The organism is Clostridium sp. FS41 (genome assembly GCF_000954015.1).
Taxonomy (GTDB): domain Bacteria; phylum Bacillota; class Clostridia; order Lachnospirales; family Lachnospiraceae; genus Enterocloster; species Enterocloster citroniae.
The window spans coordinates 48111-64367 of the sequence record NZ_JYHN01000054.1 but is presented as its reverse complement, the minus strand read 5'-3'; the positions used below and the strand labels follow the sequence as shown (position 1 = coordinate 64367).

13 protein-coding genes are annotated in these 16257 nt (G+C 46.1%); 3 read left to right on the top strand and 10 right to left on the bottom strand.

Going from position 1 to position 16257, the window contains the following annotated elements; translation table 11 throughout:
- The first annotated feature begins 87 nt into the window (after positions 1-87).
- Both CLFS41_RS09815 and CLFS41_RS09810 read left to right on the top strand, forming a co-directional pair.
- Positions 88-873, top strand: a complete 786-nt coding sequence (locus CLFS41_RS09815; protein WP_007864718.1) for an ABC transporter ATP-binding protein — start codon at positions 88-90, stop codon at positions 871-873.
- Positions 857-2893 carry an ABC transporter permease gene (locus tag CLFS41_RS09810; RefSeq protein WP_045092175.1) on the top strand — a complete coding sequence of 679 codons (2037 nt, stop codon included), beginning with the start codon at positions 857-859 and terminating at the stop codon, positions 2891-2893. Before CLFS41_RS09815 ends, CLFS41_RS09810 begins: the two co-directional genes overlap by 17 nt.
- Positions 2894-3058: 165 nt before the next feature.
- On the opposite strand, the gene CLFS41_RS09805 is transcribed toward CLFS41_RS09810, so the two are convergent.
- Positions 3059-4111, bottom strand: a complete 1053-nt coding sequence (locus tag CLFS41_RS09805) for a tyrosine-type recombinase/integrase (RefSeq protein WP_007864713.1) — start codon at positions 4109-4111, stop codon at positions 3059-3061.
- A gap of 1228 nt (positions 4112-5339) precedes the next feature.
- Here CLFS41_RS09805 and CLFS41_RS09800 point away from each other — a divergent pair.
- Positions 5340-6224, top strand: a complete 885-nt coding sequence (locus tag CLFS41_RS09800; protein ID WP_007864674.1) for an aminoglycoside 6-adenylyltransferase — start codon at positions 5340-5342, stop codon at positions 6222-6224.
- 104 nt (positions 6225-6328) lie between these two features.
- On the opposite strand, the gene CLFS41_RS09795 is transcribed toward CLFS41_RS09800, so the two are convergent.
- From CLFS41_RS09795 to CLFS41_RS09755, 9 genes are all read right to left on the bottom strand, one after another.
- Positions 6329-8512 (bottom strand): ABC transporter permease, encoded by a 2184-nt coding sequence (locus tag CLFS41_RS09795; protein WP_045092174.1) that lies wholly within the window; start codon positions 8510-8512, stop codon positions 6329-6331.
- A gap of 4 nt (positions 8513-8516) precedes the next feature.
- Positions 8517-9197, bottom strand: coding sequence for an ABC transporter ATP-binding protein (locus CLFS41_RS09790; RefSeq protein WP_045092173.1), 681 nt, complete (start codon positions 9195-9197; stop codon positions 8517-8519).
- A gap of 57 nt (positions 9198-9254) precedes the next feature.
- Positions 9255-10439 carry a HAMP domain-containing sensor histidine kinase gene (locus CLFS41_RS09785; protein WP_045092172.1) on the bottom strand — a complete coding sequence of 395 codons (1185 nt, stop codon included), beginning with the start codon at positions 10437-10439 and terminating at the stop codon, positions 9255-9257.
- Positions 10436-11107, bottom strand: a complete 672-nt coding sequence (locus CLFS41_RS09780) for a response regulator transcription factor (protein ID WP_045092171.1) — start codon at positions 11105-11107, stop codon at positions 10436-10438. Before CLFS41_RS09780 ends, CLFS41_RS09785 begins: the two co-directional genes overlap by 4 nt.
- A gap of 48 nt (positions 11108-11155) precedes the next feature.
- Complete coding sequence (locus CLFS41_RS09775) at positions 11156-11779, bottom strand: DUF4317 family protein (RefSeq protein WP_045092170.1); 624 nt, start codon at positions 11777-11779, stop codon at positions 11156-11158.
- Positions 11780-12014: 235 nt separating this feature from the next.
- Positions 12015-13442 (bottom strand): type I glutamate--ammonia ligase, encoded by a 1428-nt coding sequence (gene glnA / locus CLFS41_RS09770; RefSeq protein WP_045092169.1) that lies wholly within the window; start codon positions 13440-13442, stop codon positions 12015-12017.
- Positions 13443-13699: 257 nt separating this feature from the next.
- Positions 13700-14059: a hypothetical protein gene (locus tag CLFS41_RS09765; protein ID WP_045092168.1), complete on the bottom strand. Its 360-nt coding sequence runs from the start codon at positions 14057-14059 to the stop codon at positions 13700-13702.
- A gap of 105 nt (positions 14060-14164) precedes the next feature.
- A complete protein-coding gene (locus tag CLFS41_RS09760) occupies positions 14165-14725 on the bottom strand; it encodes a YdeI/OmpD-associated family protein (RefSeq protein WP_045092167.1) in 561 nt (186 codons plus the stop codon).
- Positions 14726-14887: 162 nt separating this feature from the next.
- Positions 14888-16156 carry an O-acetylhomoserine aminocarboxypropyltransferase/cysteine synthase family protein gene (locus tag CLFS41_RS09755; RefSeq protein ID WP_045092166.1) on the bottom strand — a complete coding sequence of 423 codons (1269 nt, stop codon included), beginning with the start codon at positions 16154-16156 and terminating at the stop codon, positions 14888-14890.
- Positions 16157-16257: the final 101 nt, after the last annotated feature.

Here is a 16257-nt window from a genome sequence, read left to right as displayed (position 1 = left end):
AAATGTAAGCTGCTTCTATGGCAGCTTTTTTCCATGCTTTCTATAATAGGAGACACAATACAGATACAGGAAAGATTGGAGGTAACTATGTCTCTTTTGGAAGTCAGACACTTAAAGAAAGTATATACCGCCCATTTCGGCGGTGTGAAGGCAGTGGCCCTGGCAGATATTGAGTTTTCCGTGGACCGCGGGGAATACGTGGCCATCATGGGAGAATCCGGTTCCGGAAAGACCACCCTGTTAAATATTCTGGCAGCCCTGGATAAACCCACTTCAGGCAGCATCATGCTGGATGGAAAGGATATGTCAAAGATCCCGGACAGCCGTATGGCCGCTTACCGCCGGGATAACCTGGGATTTGTGTTCCAGGATTTTAACCTGCTGGACACGTTTTCAATCAAGGATAATATTTTCCTTCCCATGGTTCTGGCAAGAAAGGATTACCATGAAATGGAGGAACGCCTTGCGCCTCTTGCAAAGCAGCTTGAAATTGAGGACCTTTTGGAAAAATTCCCTTACGAGGTATCCGGCGGACAGAAGCAGAGGGCGGCAGTGGCCCGCGCTTTGATCACAAAGCCGCGGCTGCTTCTGGCAGATGAGCCCACCGGAGCCCTGGACTCCCGGGCAGCAGACGGACTCCTGCGCATTTTTAAGGCAGTGAACCGTTCCGGACAAACCGTATTCATGGTAACCCACAGCACCAGGGCAGCCAGCCATGCTGGCCGTGTACTCTTTATCAAAGATGGGATCATCTTCCATCAGCTCTACCGCGGAACCTGCACCAATGAGGAAATGTACCAGAAGATATCCGACACATTAACGGTTCTGGCCACCCGCAAAAGAGGGGAGGAACGTGATGAACAGCGTGCATAACTTCCTTTTCTATCCAAGGCTGGCCCTCACCAATATGAAAAAAAACGCAAGTATCTACAGACCCTACCTGCTGGCTGGCGGCCTGCTGGCCGGGCTTTTATATGTTCTGGATTCCGTGGGGGTCATGGTGGAAAAAAGTCAGATGGCCGGCAAGGATATTATGCAGGTGATTGTTGAAATCTGTGGAAATATCTGTATGTTATTTGTTTTCCTGATCCTGTTTTATATCAACAGCTTTGTGATGAAACGAAGAAAAAAAGAATTCGGCCTGTTCTGCGTCCTCGGCATGGAGAAAAAGCACCTTGGCTTTGTTCTGTTCTGGGAAGTGCTGATCGGATTGACCGCCAGTCTTTTGTCAGGTATCATAATAGGCGCCTTGTTCTCCCAGGCCATGTTCCTGCTTTTGCTAAAGCTGGTGGAACTGCCCGGAAAACTGATGTTTACCATCCCATTCCAGTCGGTGGGCAGGACCTGCCTGATCTATGGGACTGCATTTTCCATTGTCTTGGTGTATGATCTGATCAGCGTGTCCAGGGCAAATCCCATCCAACTTTTAAAAAGCAGCGAAACGGGAGAGCGGGAGCCAAAAACCAGATGGTTTATGGCAGCTTCCGGCACAGCAGCCCTGGCGGCAGGGTATGGGATCGCCATCCACACCCGGACTGCTTCCGGTGCGCTCCATTTCTTTTTTCCCTCCGTCATACTGGTCATGGCCGGGACCTATTGCCTGTTCCAGGCGGGCAGTGTGGCAATCCTGAAAACCCTGCGCAAAAAGAAGGATTTTTACTACAAACCGGAAAACTTTGTGGCTGTATCCGGTATGATCTACCGCATGAAGCAGAATGCGGCAGGCCTTTCCGGCATCTGTATCCTGTCCGCCGCAGTACTCATTACCCTTTCCACCTGCGCAAGCTTATATGTTGGGGAGGAGGATATATTAAGGAACCAGTATCCCAGGGAAATCTCCCTGTATGCAGGGGCAGAGAACGCTGAATCTTTGCCTTCCGGCGTTTTGGATCATGAAAACGCCCATCAGCCCCAACAGGTACCGGAAGCCATCCGGTCAGCGGCCCGCAGCCTGGCCCTTGAACATAACTGTGAACTTGAAAACATGATGGATTTCTATCAGCTTTCCTTTAATGCAGACTACAATGGGAACCGGATCAGGGCAGTCCGCGGCTATGATCCGGGCACGCTTATGGTTTACGTCCTGACCCTTTCGGATTATAACCGGAACAATGACGGAAATGCGATCCTGGCTCCCGGTGAGGCAATGTACTACGCGCCTGCCGTGACCCTTGGAGATTCGGTGGATCTCTGCGGCCTGGGTTACCGGATTGCCGGGCGTTTGGAGGAATTTGATATAACTCAGCTGCCGGGTTTTGCAACTCCCAGAGATCTGGTGCTTTTGATACTGCCGGAGTTTGCCGACTTACAGGATCTTGCCCGTTCAAGCCGCGGGATTCTGGGAGAGGAGGACGGAAACCGCATCCAGGTCAGCTATCACTGTTTTTTTGACCTGAAGGGGCCGGCCCAGGGACAGGCCGGATTCCAGGCGGAGTTTAAGGACAGGATTCCAGGCATCACCAGAGGAATTGCAAGGGACCAGATACGGACAGAGTTCTACCAGCTGTACGGAAGCATCCTGTTTGTGGGCATATTCTTTATTGCGCTGTTCCTTACCGCCACGGTAATGATCATCTACTATAAACAGATAACAGAAGGCTACGATGACAGGGAGCGGTTTCAGATCATGGAAAAAGTGGGCATGAGCACTGCTGAGGTGAAGAACACCATCACAAGGCAGGTCATGATGGTATTTTTTCTTCCCCTGGGTATGGCGGTTATCCATATTATCGTAGCATTTCCCGCCATGTGCAGCCTGCTGTCCATCTTCAGCATGTATAATACACGGTTGTTTGCTGCATTTACGGTCGGCTCCGTGCTTGTGTTCGGGGCAGTATACCTGTTTGTTTACCGGTTGACAGCAAGGACTTACTTTAAGATTGTACAGGAATAGGTTTTGTGGCTGCCTGCTGCTAAAAAAGGGGATTTTCATTTAAAAAAAAGGATTTTCATTTCACACTTGTGATTTGAGAATCCCCTTTTTGCGGTAAAATAAAACTGCAATTACATTTACACTGTTGGCCTTTCCAAAAAAGTAATTGTTTTATTAGGACAATTCCTACTTTTCCCGAAGCCTTACTTTATTGCGGGCGCTGCGTCTGCGTTCATCCTCCAGAGCAGCGTAATGGCGCTTGGTCGTATTTACATCCGAATGTCCAAGCACATCTGCCACCAGATAGATATCACCGGTCTCACGGTACAGATTTGTTCCATAAGTACTGCGCAGCTTATGAGGGGTTATGGGTTTTAAAGGTGACACGGTCCTGGCGTATTTCTTTACCAAATTTTCCACACTCCTCACAGCCATCCGTTTACGCTGGAGGGAGAGGAAGAGAGCATCCTCGTGCCCCGCTTCCGGAATAATGCGGTCCCGTTCCTCCAGATAATCCAGCAGTGCATCCTCCACCTCTGTGCCGAAATATACAGTAACCTCTTTCCCGCCTTTCCTGTAAATACGGATACCGCCGTTTTTAAAATCAATATCAGAAATATTGAGCCCCACACATTCGGACACGCGGATACCGGTTCCCAGCAAAAGAGTCAATAATGCCAGATCCCTTACTTTTGTCTTCAGGTGGTAACTTTTCTGCTTGTCTGTGAGCTTATCCCCCTGTTCCACCTCATCCAAAAGAAGAGCAACCTCATCCACATCAAGGCGGATGATCTCTTTTTCATGAAGTTTGGGAAGCTGCACCAGGGCGGCCGGATTATTTTTAATCCGCTCATTTCGGTAATAATAATTATAGAAGCTTTTCAAAGAGGAGATTTTACGCATGATCCCCCTTTCTTTATTCATAACCTCCTGGTTTTTTTCATTAAATCGATACTTAAGGTATTCCATATACTCTTCAAAATCCGTCACGGAAAGCTGATCTAAATGTTCAAGGGTAATATCCATGATCTCTTTTTTGGCAAGAACGGGATTTTCCTTGTGGAGGAAATCAAAAAAAACATGCAGGTCATAGGCATATGCGATACGTGTCCTGGATGAAGTCCTTGGCTCGATCCCCCGGAAAAAATCCCCGCAAAAGGGCGGTAAGTCCTTAATCAAATGGCGAAGCTTTAATATATTTTCCCTGTCTATCTGTTCATGATAGGATAAATTACTCATATTATAAGAACCTCCTTTCACCAGGAACGATTATCTGACATTACTGGTCTGTTTTATATTCTAGCCTTATAAATCATTGATTGTCAATTATTATTTAGAATATAATATTAAATGTTGGTTTGTTGAGGGCAGGAGAGGAGAATGGATTGATTTTTCGTGGTTTGATTTACATAAATATTTTATGTAAACTGTTGTATGAAATCTGTTGTATGAAATCTGTTGTATGAAATTGTCAACAATCATGAATGAAGGGCGGAAGAGAAGGAGTTTGATTAATTGTGATAGGGTATATTATGGATTTTATCAATTATGCCCTTGATTCAATTACGATTTGGTTCCTATGAGAGTAAAAGAGAAATTGCAGCCGGCCATATAACTACATTGATTTGTTAATTATTTAACATATTTGAAAATATAATTATTTCTATACACAAAAACCTTATATAAAAAGCATAAAGCTTGTACAATAAGGAATCGATCAGAAACCAGGAGATATTGAAGATGCTCCTGGATATAATTATAATGGATATAATATATAAAAGGAAATACTCAGCGATACCTGGCCAAGTTCCAATGGATACCTGGCAGGATTGTGTTTCGGATGCTGTATGGGCAAGTGTTAGGGGAAGAGACTATTTATTATTGTACATATGGCGATTCGGCTGAAATGACTGTAATTTAAGATGTTATCGGGATATCGTTGCGTTTATGCGAGATTGCGGCATTATTCCTTCCAACTATTCGTTAAACTAGACTTTCGCGAATAGTTGGAGGTGTACCCCATGTCTGTTACAAAGCTGCGTAAAATCCTTTCATTGAGTTTTTCCCTGGTTATTGTCCTTTTATTTCCTCTGACCATTTATGCGTCAACCGCTACTTCTTCTGAAGCACGACCCTTAGGGATCCATTTGGTTTTTTCAGATAATACTGCTGTAAAAACTCACCATATGGTCCGCTTCTTCGGACAAAGGCGGTTTCCGCATTACAGGCAAGTGTATTGCGCCTGTTTCATATCCTCCCCGTAGACCGCATCAATCTCCTTCACAAATATGGACTCCTTCCCCTTTAAAGTCACAACAATTCAGGGCAAACACGGCACAGATTTCAATGGAAAGCTGGTTATACATTCTGGATTCAATGATTGATTTGCGGGCAGGCAGCCTGGATTGACATTTACTTCCAAATGTGTAATGATATAAATTAACCGGAAAGGCAGGAAAGAAATCAAATGAGAACTGAACAGGAAATGCTTGATTTGATAATAGGTACCGCAAAAAATGATGAACGAATACGGGCCGTTTATATGAACGGCTCCAGAACAAATAAGAATATTAAGAAAGACATTTTTCAAGATTATGATATTGTATATGTGGTTCATCAGACAAAGCCTTTTTATGAAGACAAAAACTGGATTGACCTATTCGGAGAAAGGCTGTTTATGCAATGTCCGGAAGAAGTTGACATATGTATGGGGATGGAGGTTGATCTTAATAAGTGCTTCGGGTGGCTGATACAGTTCAAAGACGGAAACAGACTTGATCTGCATGTTATTCCCATTGAAGAAGTAAATATTGGGGAAGATAAATTATGTATGATCCTGTTGGATAAAGATGGTATTTTACCAAAAATCCCTGAACCGTCAGATGAGGATTACCGGATCAGGAAACCAAGCCAAGATGAATTTTGGGCCTGCTGTAATGAGTTTTGGTGGTGCCTGAATAATATCGCCAAAGGCTTGTGGCGTGAAGAAATACCCTATGTACATAAAATGTTTTATGATGGCAGCCATCCACAGTTAGTAAAATTGTTAAATTGGAAAGTGGGTTATGAAACAAATTTCCAGGTTTCAACAGGAAAGGCGTCAAAAAACTTAAAAGCATATTTACCGGAAGAAATATGGGATAGATTTTTAAAAACATATATCAATGGCAACATAGATGATATTTGGCGTTCTGTGTTCATAATGTGCGACCTGTTTCATGATACTGCATTTGAGTTAGAGACAAAGTGGGGACACACCTATCATGTAGAAGAAGCAAACGCAAGTTACGGTTTCTTAAAGCATATACAGTCTCTTCCCAAAAATGCAACAACAATTTTTGACAAAGTTTAACCAATCGGGGCTGAATGCGCAGTATCGAGCAGGGCTGCCGCTCTATGACGAGAAATTAATCATTTTGCTGCAGCCCCTTTAAGGCCCTTAACCGCACATATCCATTACTCCAATGTATCATCCCTCAGTGCCTCAGACAGACTGCACTTCATGACTTTCTTCCCCCCAAGATAATAGGCCAGTGCCACAAAACCAGCCATTATCAGACAGAAGGCCAGAATGGGACCAACGGGGGCTTTGGCTATAAACTCCATCGGGTCCAGATAGCTTGCTTTTATCATAACCCCCACTGCTGCAACAGTAAGGGGAATGGTAATAAGAATTGGGCGTCCTGCAATCACCGCTGCCTCAATACAGAATATCTTTCTGATTCCTGCCGGAGTCATGCCTATGGATATATACTGGGCAAATTCCCGCTTTCTTTGGCGCAGAAAACCTAAGGTGTTGGAAAACACATTGGCGATTCCGATCAATGCAAGGATGAAACACAGCCCGCCTATGACAAGCTGATATCCGAATATCATGATATCATTTGTAATCTTTTCCTGGATCCGGTTCTCAATTTCAATATCATATATGCCGCCCAGCAGGCAGAGTACGTCCTCTTCCAGGGCGTCCAGTTCCTCCAGCGAAGCTCCCTCTTCAGATAATATACGGATCCATGTATCCTGCTGTGTCCCCTCTATGTCCCCGGATATCTCTTTCCATAAAGACAAAGGGATAAACTGTACTAATGCATAGTCATCGTACTCTTCCCTCAGATCAGGCGCTTTTTGAGTATAAGCTGTCACAGGGACCTCTGCTTTACTCTCCTCCCCTGCGCTTTCCAGGAGAATCCTGCTGCGGTCTTCTGCAATATAGGGAACATATCTGGGATACCGGAAATTGCTGTTTAGGCTGTCCCATATCCTGTTTAAAATAATGGTTCCGTCAAGTCTGGGCAAAACACCAATCTGTTTGCAGTAATCTGTAAATCCTGCGTCATCCAGCACAACAATTGGGGCCTTTACGGTCCATGGACCCTGCTGGCCGGTAACCGCACTAAGACCTCCTATTGCAGCCAGTTCCGGACTTTGATTCCCTTCAGAAACAGAGCAGAAAGCCTCTGATTTCTGATACACGATCAGATCACGCACTCCTTTAAGACTGCGCAGTTGGCCGGACAGTCCAAAGGTTTCAATCTCCGTATCCTTTAAAGTGACCATAATATCCCAGTCATCCTGGTATCTCTCAAAATAAGTATATTCCGTGCTGATATTTGAAAGGGCAAAAAAACACAGGATCAATGTAAAGCCCAAAAAAGAAAGGGTAAGGGATATTGTGGAGGTATACATGGATCTCCTCCTGGCTTTCAGGGAATTTCCTGCAAGTTCTCCCTCTATTCCGAACAAAAAACGCAGGACAGGGGAATGTATCTCCTTTCTGGGTTTCAATTCTCCCGTATATCGGATGGCTTCCAATGGGGTCAGCCTGCTCAACTTTCTTGCCGGCAGCCAGGCTGAGCATAACACAGTCATAACAGATGACAGGATCGTCCATGCAAATACAAGAGGATGATATTGAAAGGCAGATTCATGCCTGCCCGGAAGATCTGCCCCTATCCATTGAATCGCCTGACTCGCCCCGTAGCTTAGGCCGGTTCCCGCCAGGCTGCCAAGCAGGATTGGTATCAGGCTAAGCGTCATTGCTTCCTGTATCAGACAGGTCCGTATCTGTTCCGGTGTTGCCCCAATGCTGGAAAAGATACCAAGCTGATGGATCCTTCCATTCATGGAAATTGCAAAAGAATTACGGATGATCAGTATCAGGGAAACGGACACAAGCAGGAGGATAACCAGGTAAAATGTCATTAAAAGCGGCGGGTTCCTCTCCTGGGGATCATGGATCAGATATCTGGACAAAAGCAGTTCATGAAAGGAAGCCACATCCTCCTCCAGACCTAGCTTTTCTGTGATCAGGGGCATATCCTTATAAATATTTCTTACATTTTCAAAGTAAATGTCAACAACCGTCTCCTGTTCCCCGGACAATCCATTATTAATAACCGCTGTTTTAACATTGCTGAAATTCTGAATGGTGATCAGATCCTCCTCATTGATCCCGGCAGTAATGCGGCCCTGCCAATCCCCTTCTTCCAGGATGATCCCCTCAACCTCGTATACCCAAAAGCCATAAAACAGGCTGCACAGAAACGAAAGGAATAACGCGGCAATAAAAGCAGCCGCAATAATGGATATGCTGGAAGCACGATTGTTCTTAATATAACTCCTTGAGTAATCCTTCCACATATTCCTATCCCCTCCTCCGGTCGCTGATAACACGCCCGTCCTCAATGGTTATGACGCGTCCGGCTTCCAGCGCAATCCCCTCATCATGGGTAATCAACAAAATAGTCTGGTTCAGGCTGCGGTTGGATCGCTTAAGCATGTCCATGATTTCTTTGGAGTTCTTCCTATCCAGATTGCCCGTTGGCTCATCAGCCAGCAACAGAGCCGGGCGGTAGATCAAGGAACGGGCAATGGCGGTCCTCTGCTGCTGCCCTCCGGATAATTGGACAGGCAGTGATTCCAATTGATCCGATATGCCCAATGCGTTTACTACCTGTTCAAAATGCTCCTGGTTTGGTTTCCTTTTGTCCAACAGAAGGGGCATCAAAATATTCTGTCTGACGGTCAGGGTTGGGATCAGATTATAAAACTGATAAACCAACCCCACCTTTCTGCGCCGGAACATGGCGGATTGGGTGGGATTCAGAGTGGAAATATCAATCCCCTCGATCATTATTCTTCCCTCGGAAGGTTTATCTACACTTCCAATCAGATGCAGCAGCGTGGATTTACCTGAACCGGATGCGCCTACAATAGCGACAAACTCCCCTTTGTTTACTGAGAGGTCAATCCTGTCCAGGGCAATTACCTTGTTACTGCCATAACCATATATCTTGCTTAAATTCTCACATTTTAGGATTTCCAAAGGGCTCGCTCCTTTTCCTGTTATTTTTCTTCCATTATAACAGGCCAAAGTGACTGGTCAGTGACTGTAGAACCGGATTTCAAACATTCCTCCGGCCCCTGGATGATTGCCAGCCCGGATCGTTCCATTCTGGCGTTGGATGATCTCTTTAGACAGGGCAAGGCCAAGGCCGATTCCGCCTTTTGCTGCATTTTTCCCCTGATAAAACCGTTCAAAAAGATGAGGCGTGTCCTCTGCGGCAAATCCATCGCCTTCATCCCATATCATAATTTCCGTGTACAGCAGATTTTGTGAATAGGTACAGTAAACACTTCCCCCAACAGGCGTATACTCAGCGCAGTTCTTTATCAGGTTCATAATCGCTTCCATGGTCCAGTCCAGATCAGCGGTAATCTCCATTTTGCCGTTTTCAGGAATTTGAACAGAGACTTCTGATTCTCTTAATACCTCCTGTAAATTATCGGCAGCAAGATTAAGCAAAGTAAAGACATCCACTGATTCCTTTTCCAATGAAAGGGTGCCTGCGTCAAGGCGTGCCAGGAGAAGCAGCGCCTCCTCCAGATGAACCAGCCGGCTCAGTTGCTTTTGTATCTGATCCGGCTGATCCATGGACGGATGCTTTTTCATCATCTGGGCGGACAGGGAAATGGCTGTCACCGGTGTTTTAAGCTGATGGGCAATATTGGACAGATTATCTGCAAAAGCTGCCTTCTCCTGAATGGCGGCTCCCCTTGTCTGATACAGCATAGTCACTGTCTTATATAGTTCATCCTGCAATTGAGAAAATCCGTCCTCCCTTGCTTCCAGTGCAAGGCATGAATTTCCCGTATTCACCCTCTCAAGATACTCTGTCAATGCTTTTATGCGCAAAGACTCCTTACGGCGCCAGTGCCAGGCGGCAAACAGGAACAGACCACCGGAGACCGCAAAGCCGGTAACGGAAAACAATATGCCGTATTGATATTCACTGCTCAGAAAATCCCATGACCTGTAGCCATAATCCAACAGTACATTTCCATCCTCCTCTGGTCCGGAATGCATTTTAAATTTTTTCAGGGATGACAGTACAGCCTTCTCCATCTCCGGATGTGCCCTTAGGATTTCACTGCAGACACTGCTTAAAACATGAAATTGGATGCGGCTATACATCCCTGTCATCAGCACGGCGGTGACCGATGATGCAAAAAGGCTGACCGCAAGGACAATTGCAGGGAACATTCCTCCACTCTTCCGGCGGCTCATATGGTGTCCTCCATGCGGTATCCAAAGCTTCTCACCGTCTTCAGGCAGGAGGGCTGATTTAGTTTTTCTCGCAGGCGTTTAATGGTAACCGTAAGCGTATTATCATTTACATAGCTTCCATTGATATCCCACACCTGCTCCAACAATTTATCCCTGGGAACAGTCCTCCCTCTATTCTGCATTAAAAGCAATAATACCTGGTATTCCTGCTGGCTTAGGGCAATTTCCTCACCCCTGCAAAAAACCCTCATGCCATTCCTGTCAATTGAAATATCATCACAGGACAGATACTGCGCTGATACATTTCCCGCTCTGCGCAGCAGGGCACATATACGGGAATACAAAACATCCAGATCAAAGGGCTTCACAACATAATCATCAGCGCCGTTTTGGAAACCGGAGATCATGTTATGAGAACCACCGCGGACAGTGAGAAACATCACCGGCAGGTTCTCCCACCTGGAACGGATCCAGCGGCAAAGAACATCCCCCTGGCCATCCGGCATATTCCAGTCTAACAGAATCAGCGATGGCACATGTTTCATAAGCGCCTGCCTGGCCGCTTCCACTGTTGTATAAATCAAGACATGAAAGCTTTGTTCCTCCAGATATTCCTTAACCGTGTTCCCAATGAACTCATCATCTTCCACATAATAAACTTCAATCATCCCTGTCTTCTCCCACTAAAACCAACATCCAATCTATCAATGTATTCCTCAACCAATCCCAAGTATTTCCAGTAATTCATCATGGGGACGATCTGCCTCTGCCTGGAACACCGCAATATGATTCAGGTCCCCGCTCCTGTCTGTAAATGCAGGAAATAAAAAACCGCATTCCGGCTTTATTGGTTCATACTCTCCTGCCATCGGACAAACAGCACAGATCATATATTCAAACACCTCCTCGGATTCCCATAGCCGTTCCCTGTCCGATGTCTTAGCAGGGATATCATAACGGTCATGGAAGACCAGGATGGCGTAGGCTGAATTTGTTTTATAATTTTCCATGACAACATCATAAAATGTATCCATCAGGGCGTCATTCTTTAAGCCGCATTCATTCATCGCCATGAGCAGCTGCCACATGCTCCCGGGCTTTCGAGAGCCTTCACGGAATTCATATTTTTTCAGGTTCACATTTGTTGGTGAAAAAGGGATCTCCTTTGCCAGCTTCAGTTTTTTCGTTCTCTCAGGTGCAGACAGTTTCAGGAAATTCGTATTAAAACTCCCCTCAAAATCCCCATCCCTGTCCACATAACATCCTGCAATCCTTGTAAATGATGTCCGTGAAAGGGTCATCCGCCTTGTCAGCTCCAGCATATCCTCTCTGTTTATCATTGTCTGTCATTTACCTTTCTGTGATTTTATCAGTTTTCCATTGGAATGCTCCATTCAAACCGTTTTGCCTTTGGAAATACCATGAAACATTATAACAAATACAGCTACAAATACAATATTAAAAAAATACAGTATTATAAATCCAATACCAAAAAGAATCCGGCCCTCCCAAAACCATAAGGTTCCATGAGACAGCTGGATTCTCCTCTGCTTTCATTTATGCGGTATTGGTTGATCACAGATCATAATACCGCTGGAATTCTGCCGGATGGGGGATCAGGGACAGTTCCCCGCTCTCCTCCCGTTTGTTCTTAAGCCATATCCAGATCAGACGTTCCGGGAACACCCCGCCGGCTGTCAGATACCCATGGTCCGCCTCCAGGGCATCCAGCGCCTCATCCAATGTTTTGGGCAGGGATTGGATCTTTGATTTTTCCTCCTCGGACAGCTCATAAAGATTACAGTCAAAGGGCCCCCAGCCGTTGGCCTGGGGATCAATCTGATTCTTGATCCCGTCAAGGCCGGCCATCAGGATCGCCGCATAGGCATAATATGGATTCGCTGTTGCGTCCGGATTCCTCAGTTCAAACCGTTTTGCCTTGGGTGTTTTGGCATATGCCGGAATCCTGATCACAGCGCTTCGGTTGGATGTGGCGTATCCAATGGTCACCGGCGCCTCGTATCCGGGCACAAGGCGTTTGAATGAGTTTGTGGAAGGATTGGTAAATGCACAGAGGGACGGGACATGCTTTAACAAACCTCCCATAAAATAATGGGCTGTTCTGCTCAGGCCGGAATATCCATTCTCATCATAAAAAACCGGCTCCCCGTCTTTCATCAGCAGCATGTGCACATGCATTCCGTTGCCCGCCTCTTTATAAATGGGTTTCGGCATAAAGGTGGCTGTCCTTCCATCCTGGACAGCCGCGTTGTGGACCACGTACTTGATGATCATGGTCTTATCCGCCATGTCTACCATATCGCCCAGCTCCACCTCGATTTCCATCTGTCCTGAGCCGCCCACTTCATGGTGATGATATTTTACATCCACGCCCCAGTCCTGGAGCATCATGCACATCCTGCTCCTTAAGTTATAAGCCACATCCTGAGGCGCCGCAATATGGTATCCTCCGCTCCCGGGAACCTGAAAGCCCTTGTTGTCAAACGTCTCCTTCCCGCTGTTCCAGGCCGCCTGTCTGGTATCCACGGTAAAGGCCATACGCTGCGGTTCCACCATATAGCTGACATTGTCAAACAGATGGAATTCAAATTCCGGCCCGATCAGCATCCGATCCGCAATCCCCTGTTCCTTCATGTACTCAATGGCTCTCAGGCTTACATTTCTGGGATACTGGTCAAACGGGCGGTTTTCCTTACCGATGACACATGCATCCCCGCACATGGTCAGGGTAGGAATCTCTGTAAATGGATCCACCACCGCGGTATCCGGGTCCGGTATGAACACCATATCACTCTTTTCCACCGGAGCATATCCATAATTGGATCCGTCAAACCCAATTCCCTGTGTAAAGATCTCCTCGTCAAACCGTTCCACCGGGATCGTGATGTGCCTCCACCGTCCATTTAGGTCCGTCATCTTGAAATCAATCATCTTGATTCCCTTTTCTTTGCAAATACGCAATACCTCTGCACTCCTTGACATGTTTTCCCCTCTCAATTACTGCCCTCATTAAAAAGGCATGATAACAAATTTACTTTGTTATGTAGATTCTACCATATTTTTGAAAAATAATCGCCATTAAAATGTTTATTTCTGCAGAATATCCCAGGATCAGGGTTCAATCCCCAGAAATTGTCACGCAATTATCTGTTGCGCAGAGATAAAAGAAGCACCAGCCTTTGCGGCTGGTGCAGTGTAAAGCAAACGGTGTAAGGCAAACCTTATCTAAATCCCTGTTTTTATTTGAGGAGGTCCTCTTTTTTATTAAGGATGGCTTCCACCGCTGCGCAGGCCGGACAATCACAAAACTTTGCCCCGACAGCCTTGATCTCCTTTGCATGTGCTGCAACATCCTTCGCTTTATCAGACCCAAAAACCTGGCTGCCTGCATCAGATTCCGCAAAACCAATCAGACCGTCAATAGGCATGATATCCGCTTCCAGCTCATCTATGTATTTCTTTGTTTCTGCAGCTTCATTTTCAGTTCCAACAGCATCCAACCAGGCTTTAGCCGCTGCCTTTGTCTCACTGTTACATGTTGGCGCATCAATTAATTCGTGTGTCTTTTCAACAACATAGCTTAATACTTCTTTACCCATAATTGGCATACCCTCTTTCTTCTGAAATTTACCTATATTTTACCATAATTATCAGGCTTTTGCAATTTGAAACGCAGAATAATCATATATAATACAGAAGGGTTCTCACATTGGTTTCAGGTTTTTGTTAAGCCGGTCCACCATCCATGCCATCCTCTTCTCACGTCCGGCATCTGTTTTCGCATCAAAGTAGGCCCTGGTATATGTTTTCTTAACCGACTGTGACATGGCAAGAAAATTAGTATAGGCAGGCTCATATCCCTTTAACAGGTCTGTCACCGCAGCGATCTGATCCTCTGTGACAGCCGGGGGCTTTGGGGCATCCCACTGGCCGTTTTTTCTGGCTTCTTCTATTTTTTTCCTGCCATGGTCAGTCATGATCCCCTGTTTTTCAAGCTTTTCCGCCAATGCTTTATTTTTCTCCGACCACTTGCTGTTTTCCCTGCGCAGGGAGAAGTATTTTTTATAGGTTTTGTCATCCATACTCTGCATCTGTCCATCGATCCATCCAAAACAGAGCGCTTCCTCAAGGGCCTCACCTGCCTTCAGCGTCTTTGGTCCGCCTGCTTTTCCAAAGAGCAGCCAGACCCCTTCATTTGACAGGCAGTTTTCATGCAGCCATGCACGAAACTCCTCCCTGTCTGAAAACACCATCATATCATTCACTTTGTTTTCCTCCTCTGCCCTTTCATCTCCCTTTATTGTCCAAGGGTACCATAAAAACAGTACAAAAATGGACGCCTTACAGGCCGTCTTCAGTCCAACAACCGTGTCCGTAAGCTGCGTCCATTCATTCTTAATTTCACCTTAGAAGCGGGAGGATCCCCCTCAGGACATGGAAGCCTTAAGAGCCAGATCCAGATCCTCTATAATATCGTCTATGTTTTCCAGTCCCACGGAAAAACGGATCATTCCCCCATTAATTCCGGCAGCAGCCAGCTGTTTATCGGTCAGCTGCCTGTGTGTCTCGCTGGCTGGGTGAAGGACACAGGTCCTTATGTCCGCCACATGCACTTCGTTGGAAGCCAGTTTCAGGGAATCCATGAATTTTGCCGCCGCAGGCCTGCCGCCCTTCATGATAAATGAAATAACACCGCTGCATCCCTTTAAGTATTTCTTTGCAAGCTCGTAATCGCGGTTGCCGGGAAGTCCCGGATACAGAACACTTTCCACGGCATCGGACTCCTCCAGGTGCTTTGCCACTGTCATTGCATTCTCACAATACTGTTTCATGCGCACAGGCAGTGTCTCAAGGCCAAGATTCAGCAAAAACGCGGAATGGGCGGCCGGATATACGCCAAAGTCCCTCATAAGCTGCATCCGTGCCTTGATGATATACGCCATATTTCCATAACTGTCCGTGTAGGAGATCCCATGGTAGGATTCATCCGGCTCAGTGAGTTCCGGGAACTTGCCGTTTTTCCAGTCAAATTTGCCGCTGTCAACAATCACTCCGCCGATCTGCACAGCATGTCCATCCATATACTTGCTTGTGGAGTGGATCACAATGTCGGCGCCAAACTCAAAGGGCTTGCACAGGATAGGGGTGGCAAAGGTATTATCCACGATCAAAGGAACCCCCATCTCATGGGCAATGTTTGCAAACTTTTCAATATCAAATACCTTTAATGCCGGATTGGCAATGGTCTCGCCAAACACAAGTTTGGTATTGGGCTTAAAGGCAGCCTTGATCTCTTCATCCGAAGCATCATTGTTAACATAGATGCACTCAATTCCCAGCTTTTTAAGGGTAAAGGAGAACAGGTTAATGGTGCCTCCGTAAATCGTGGGAGTGCTGATGATGCTGTCCCCAACCGTACAGATATTGAGAATACTGAGAAGCGTGGCCGCCTGACCTGATGTGGTGCACATTGCCCCCACTCCGCCTTCCAGTTCAGCGATCTTCTGTTCCACTGCCATCACTGTGGGATTGCCAAACCGTGAATAGCAAAGTCCTTTGGTGGGATCATCAAAAATAGCAGCTACCTCTGCAGCAGAATCATATACATACGTGGTGCTCTGCACAATGGGCAGCACACGTGGCTCCCCATTTCCCGGGGTATAACCTGCATGTAAACACTTAGTTTCGTCTTTCATTTTACGTTTCTCCTTCTGTTGAACATATTAGTAAGCTTTAAACCTCAATACACATTATACAGTCTTTGCTGTCCGGATACAAGTTTTCCTGTTTCGGAACC

Excerpts from the sequence above, each read along its gene's own strand:
- CLFS41_RS09815 (WP_007864718.1), top strand. The coding sequence starts at position 88 with ATGTCTCTTTTGGAAGTCAGACACTTAAAGAAAGTATATACCGCCCAT.
- CLFS41_RS09800 (WP_007864674.1), top strand. The coding sequence starts at position 5,340 with ATGAGAACTGAACAGGAAATGCTTGATTTGATAATAGGTACCGCAAAA.
- CLFS41_RS09810 (WP_045092175.1), top strand. The coding sequence starts at position 857 with ATGAACAGCGTGCATAACTTCCTTTTCTATCCAAGGCTGGCCCTCACC.
- glnA (WP_045092169.1), bottom strand. The coding sequence starts at position 13,442 with ATGTCAAGGAGTGCAGAGGTATTGCGTATTTGCAAAGAAAAGGGAATC.
- CLFS41_RS09775 (WP_045092170.1), bottom strand. The coding sequence starts at position 11,779 with ATGATAAACAGAGAGGATATGCTGGAGCTGACAAGGCGGATGACCCTT.
- CLFS41_RS09805 (WP_007864713.1), bottom strand. The coding sequence starts at position 4,111 with ATGAGTAATTTATCCTATCATGAACAGATAGACAGGGAAAATATATTA.
- CLFS41_RS09795 (WP_045092174.1), bottom strand. The coding sequence starts at position 8,512 with ATGTGGAAGGATTACTCAAGGAGTTATATTAAGAACAATCGTGCTTCC.
- CLFS41_RS09785 (WP_045092172.1), bottom strand. The coding sequence starts at position 10,439 with ATGAGCCGCCGGAAGAGTGGAGGAATGTTCCCTGCAATTGTCCTTGCG.
- CLFS41_RS09765 (WP_045092168.1), bottom strand. The coding sequence starts at position 14,059 with ATGGGTAAAGAAGTATTAAGCTATGTTGTTGAAAAGACACACGAATTA.
- CLFS41_RS09755 (WP_045092166.1), bottom strand. The coding sequence starts at position 16,156 with ATGAAAGACGAAACTAAGTGTTTACATGCAGGTTATACCCCGGGAAAT.
- CLFS41_RS09780 (WP_045092171.1), bottom strand. The coding sequence starts at position 11,107 with ATGATTGAAGTTTATTATGTGGAAGATGATGAGTTCATTGGGAACACG.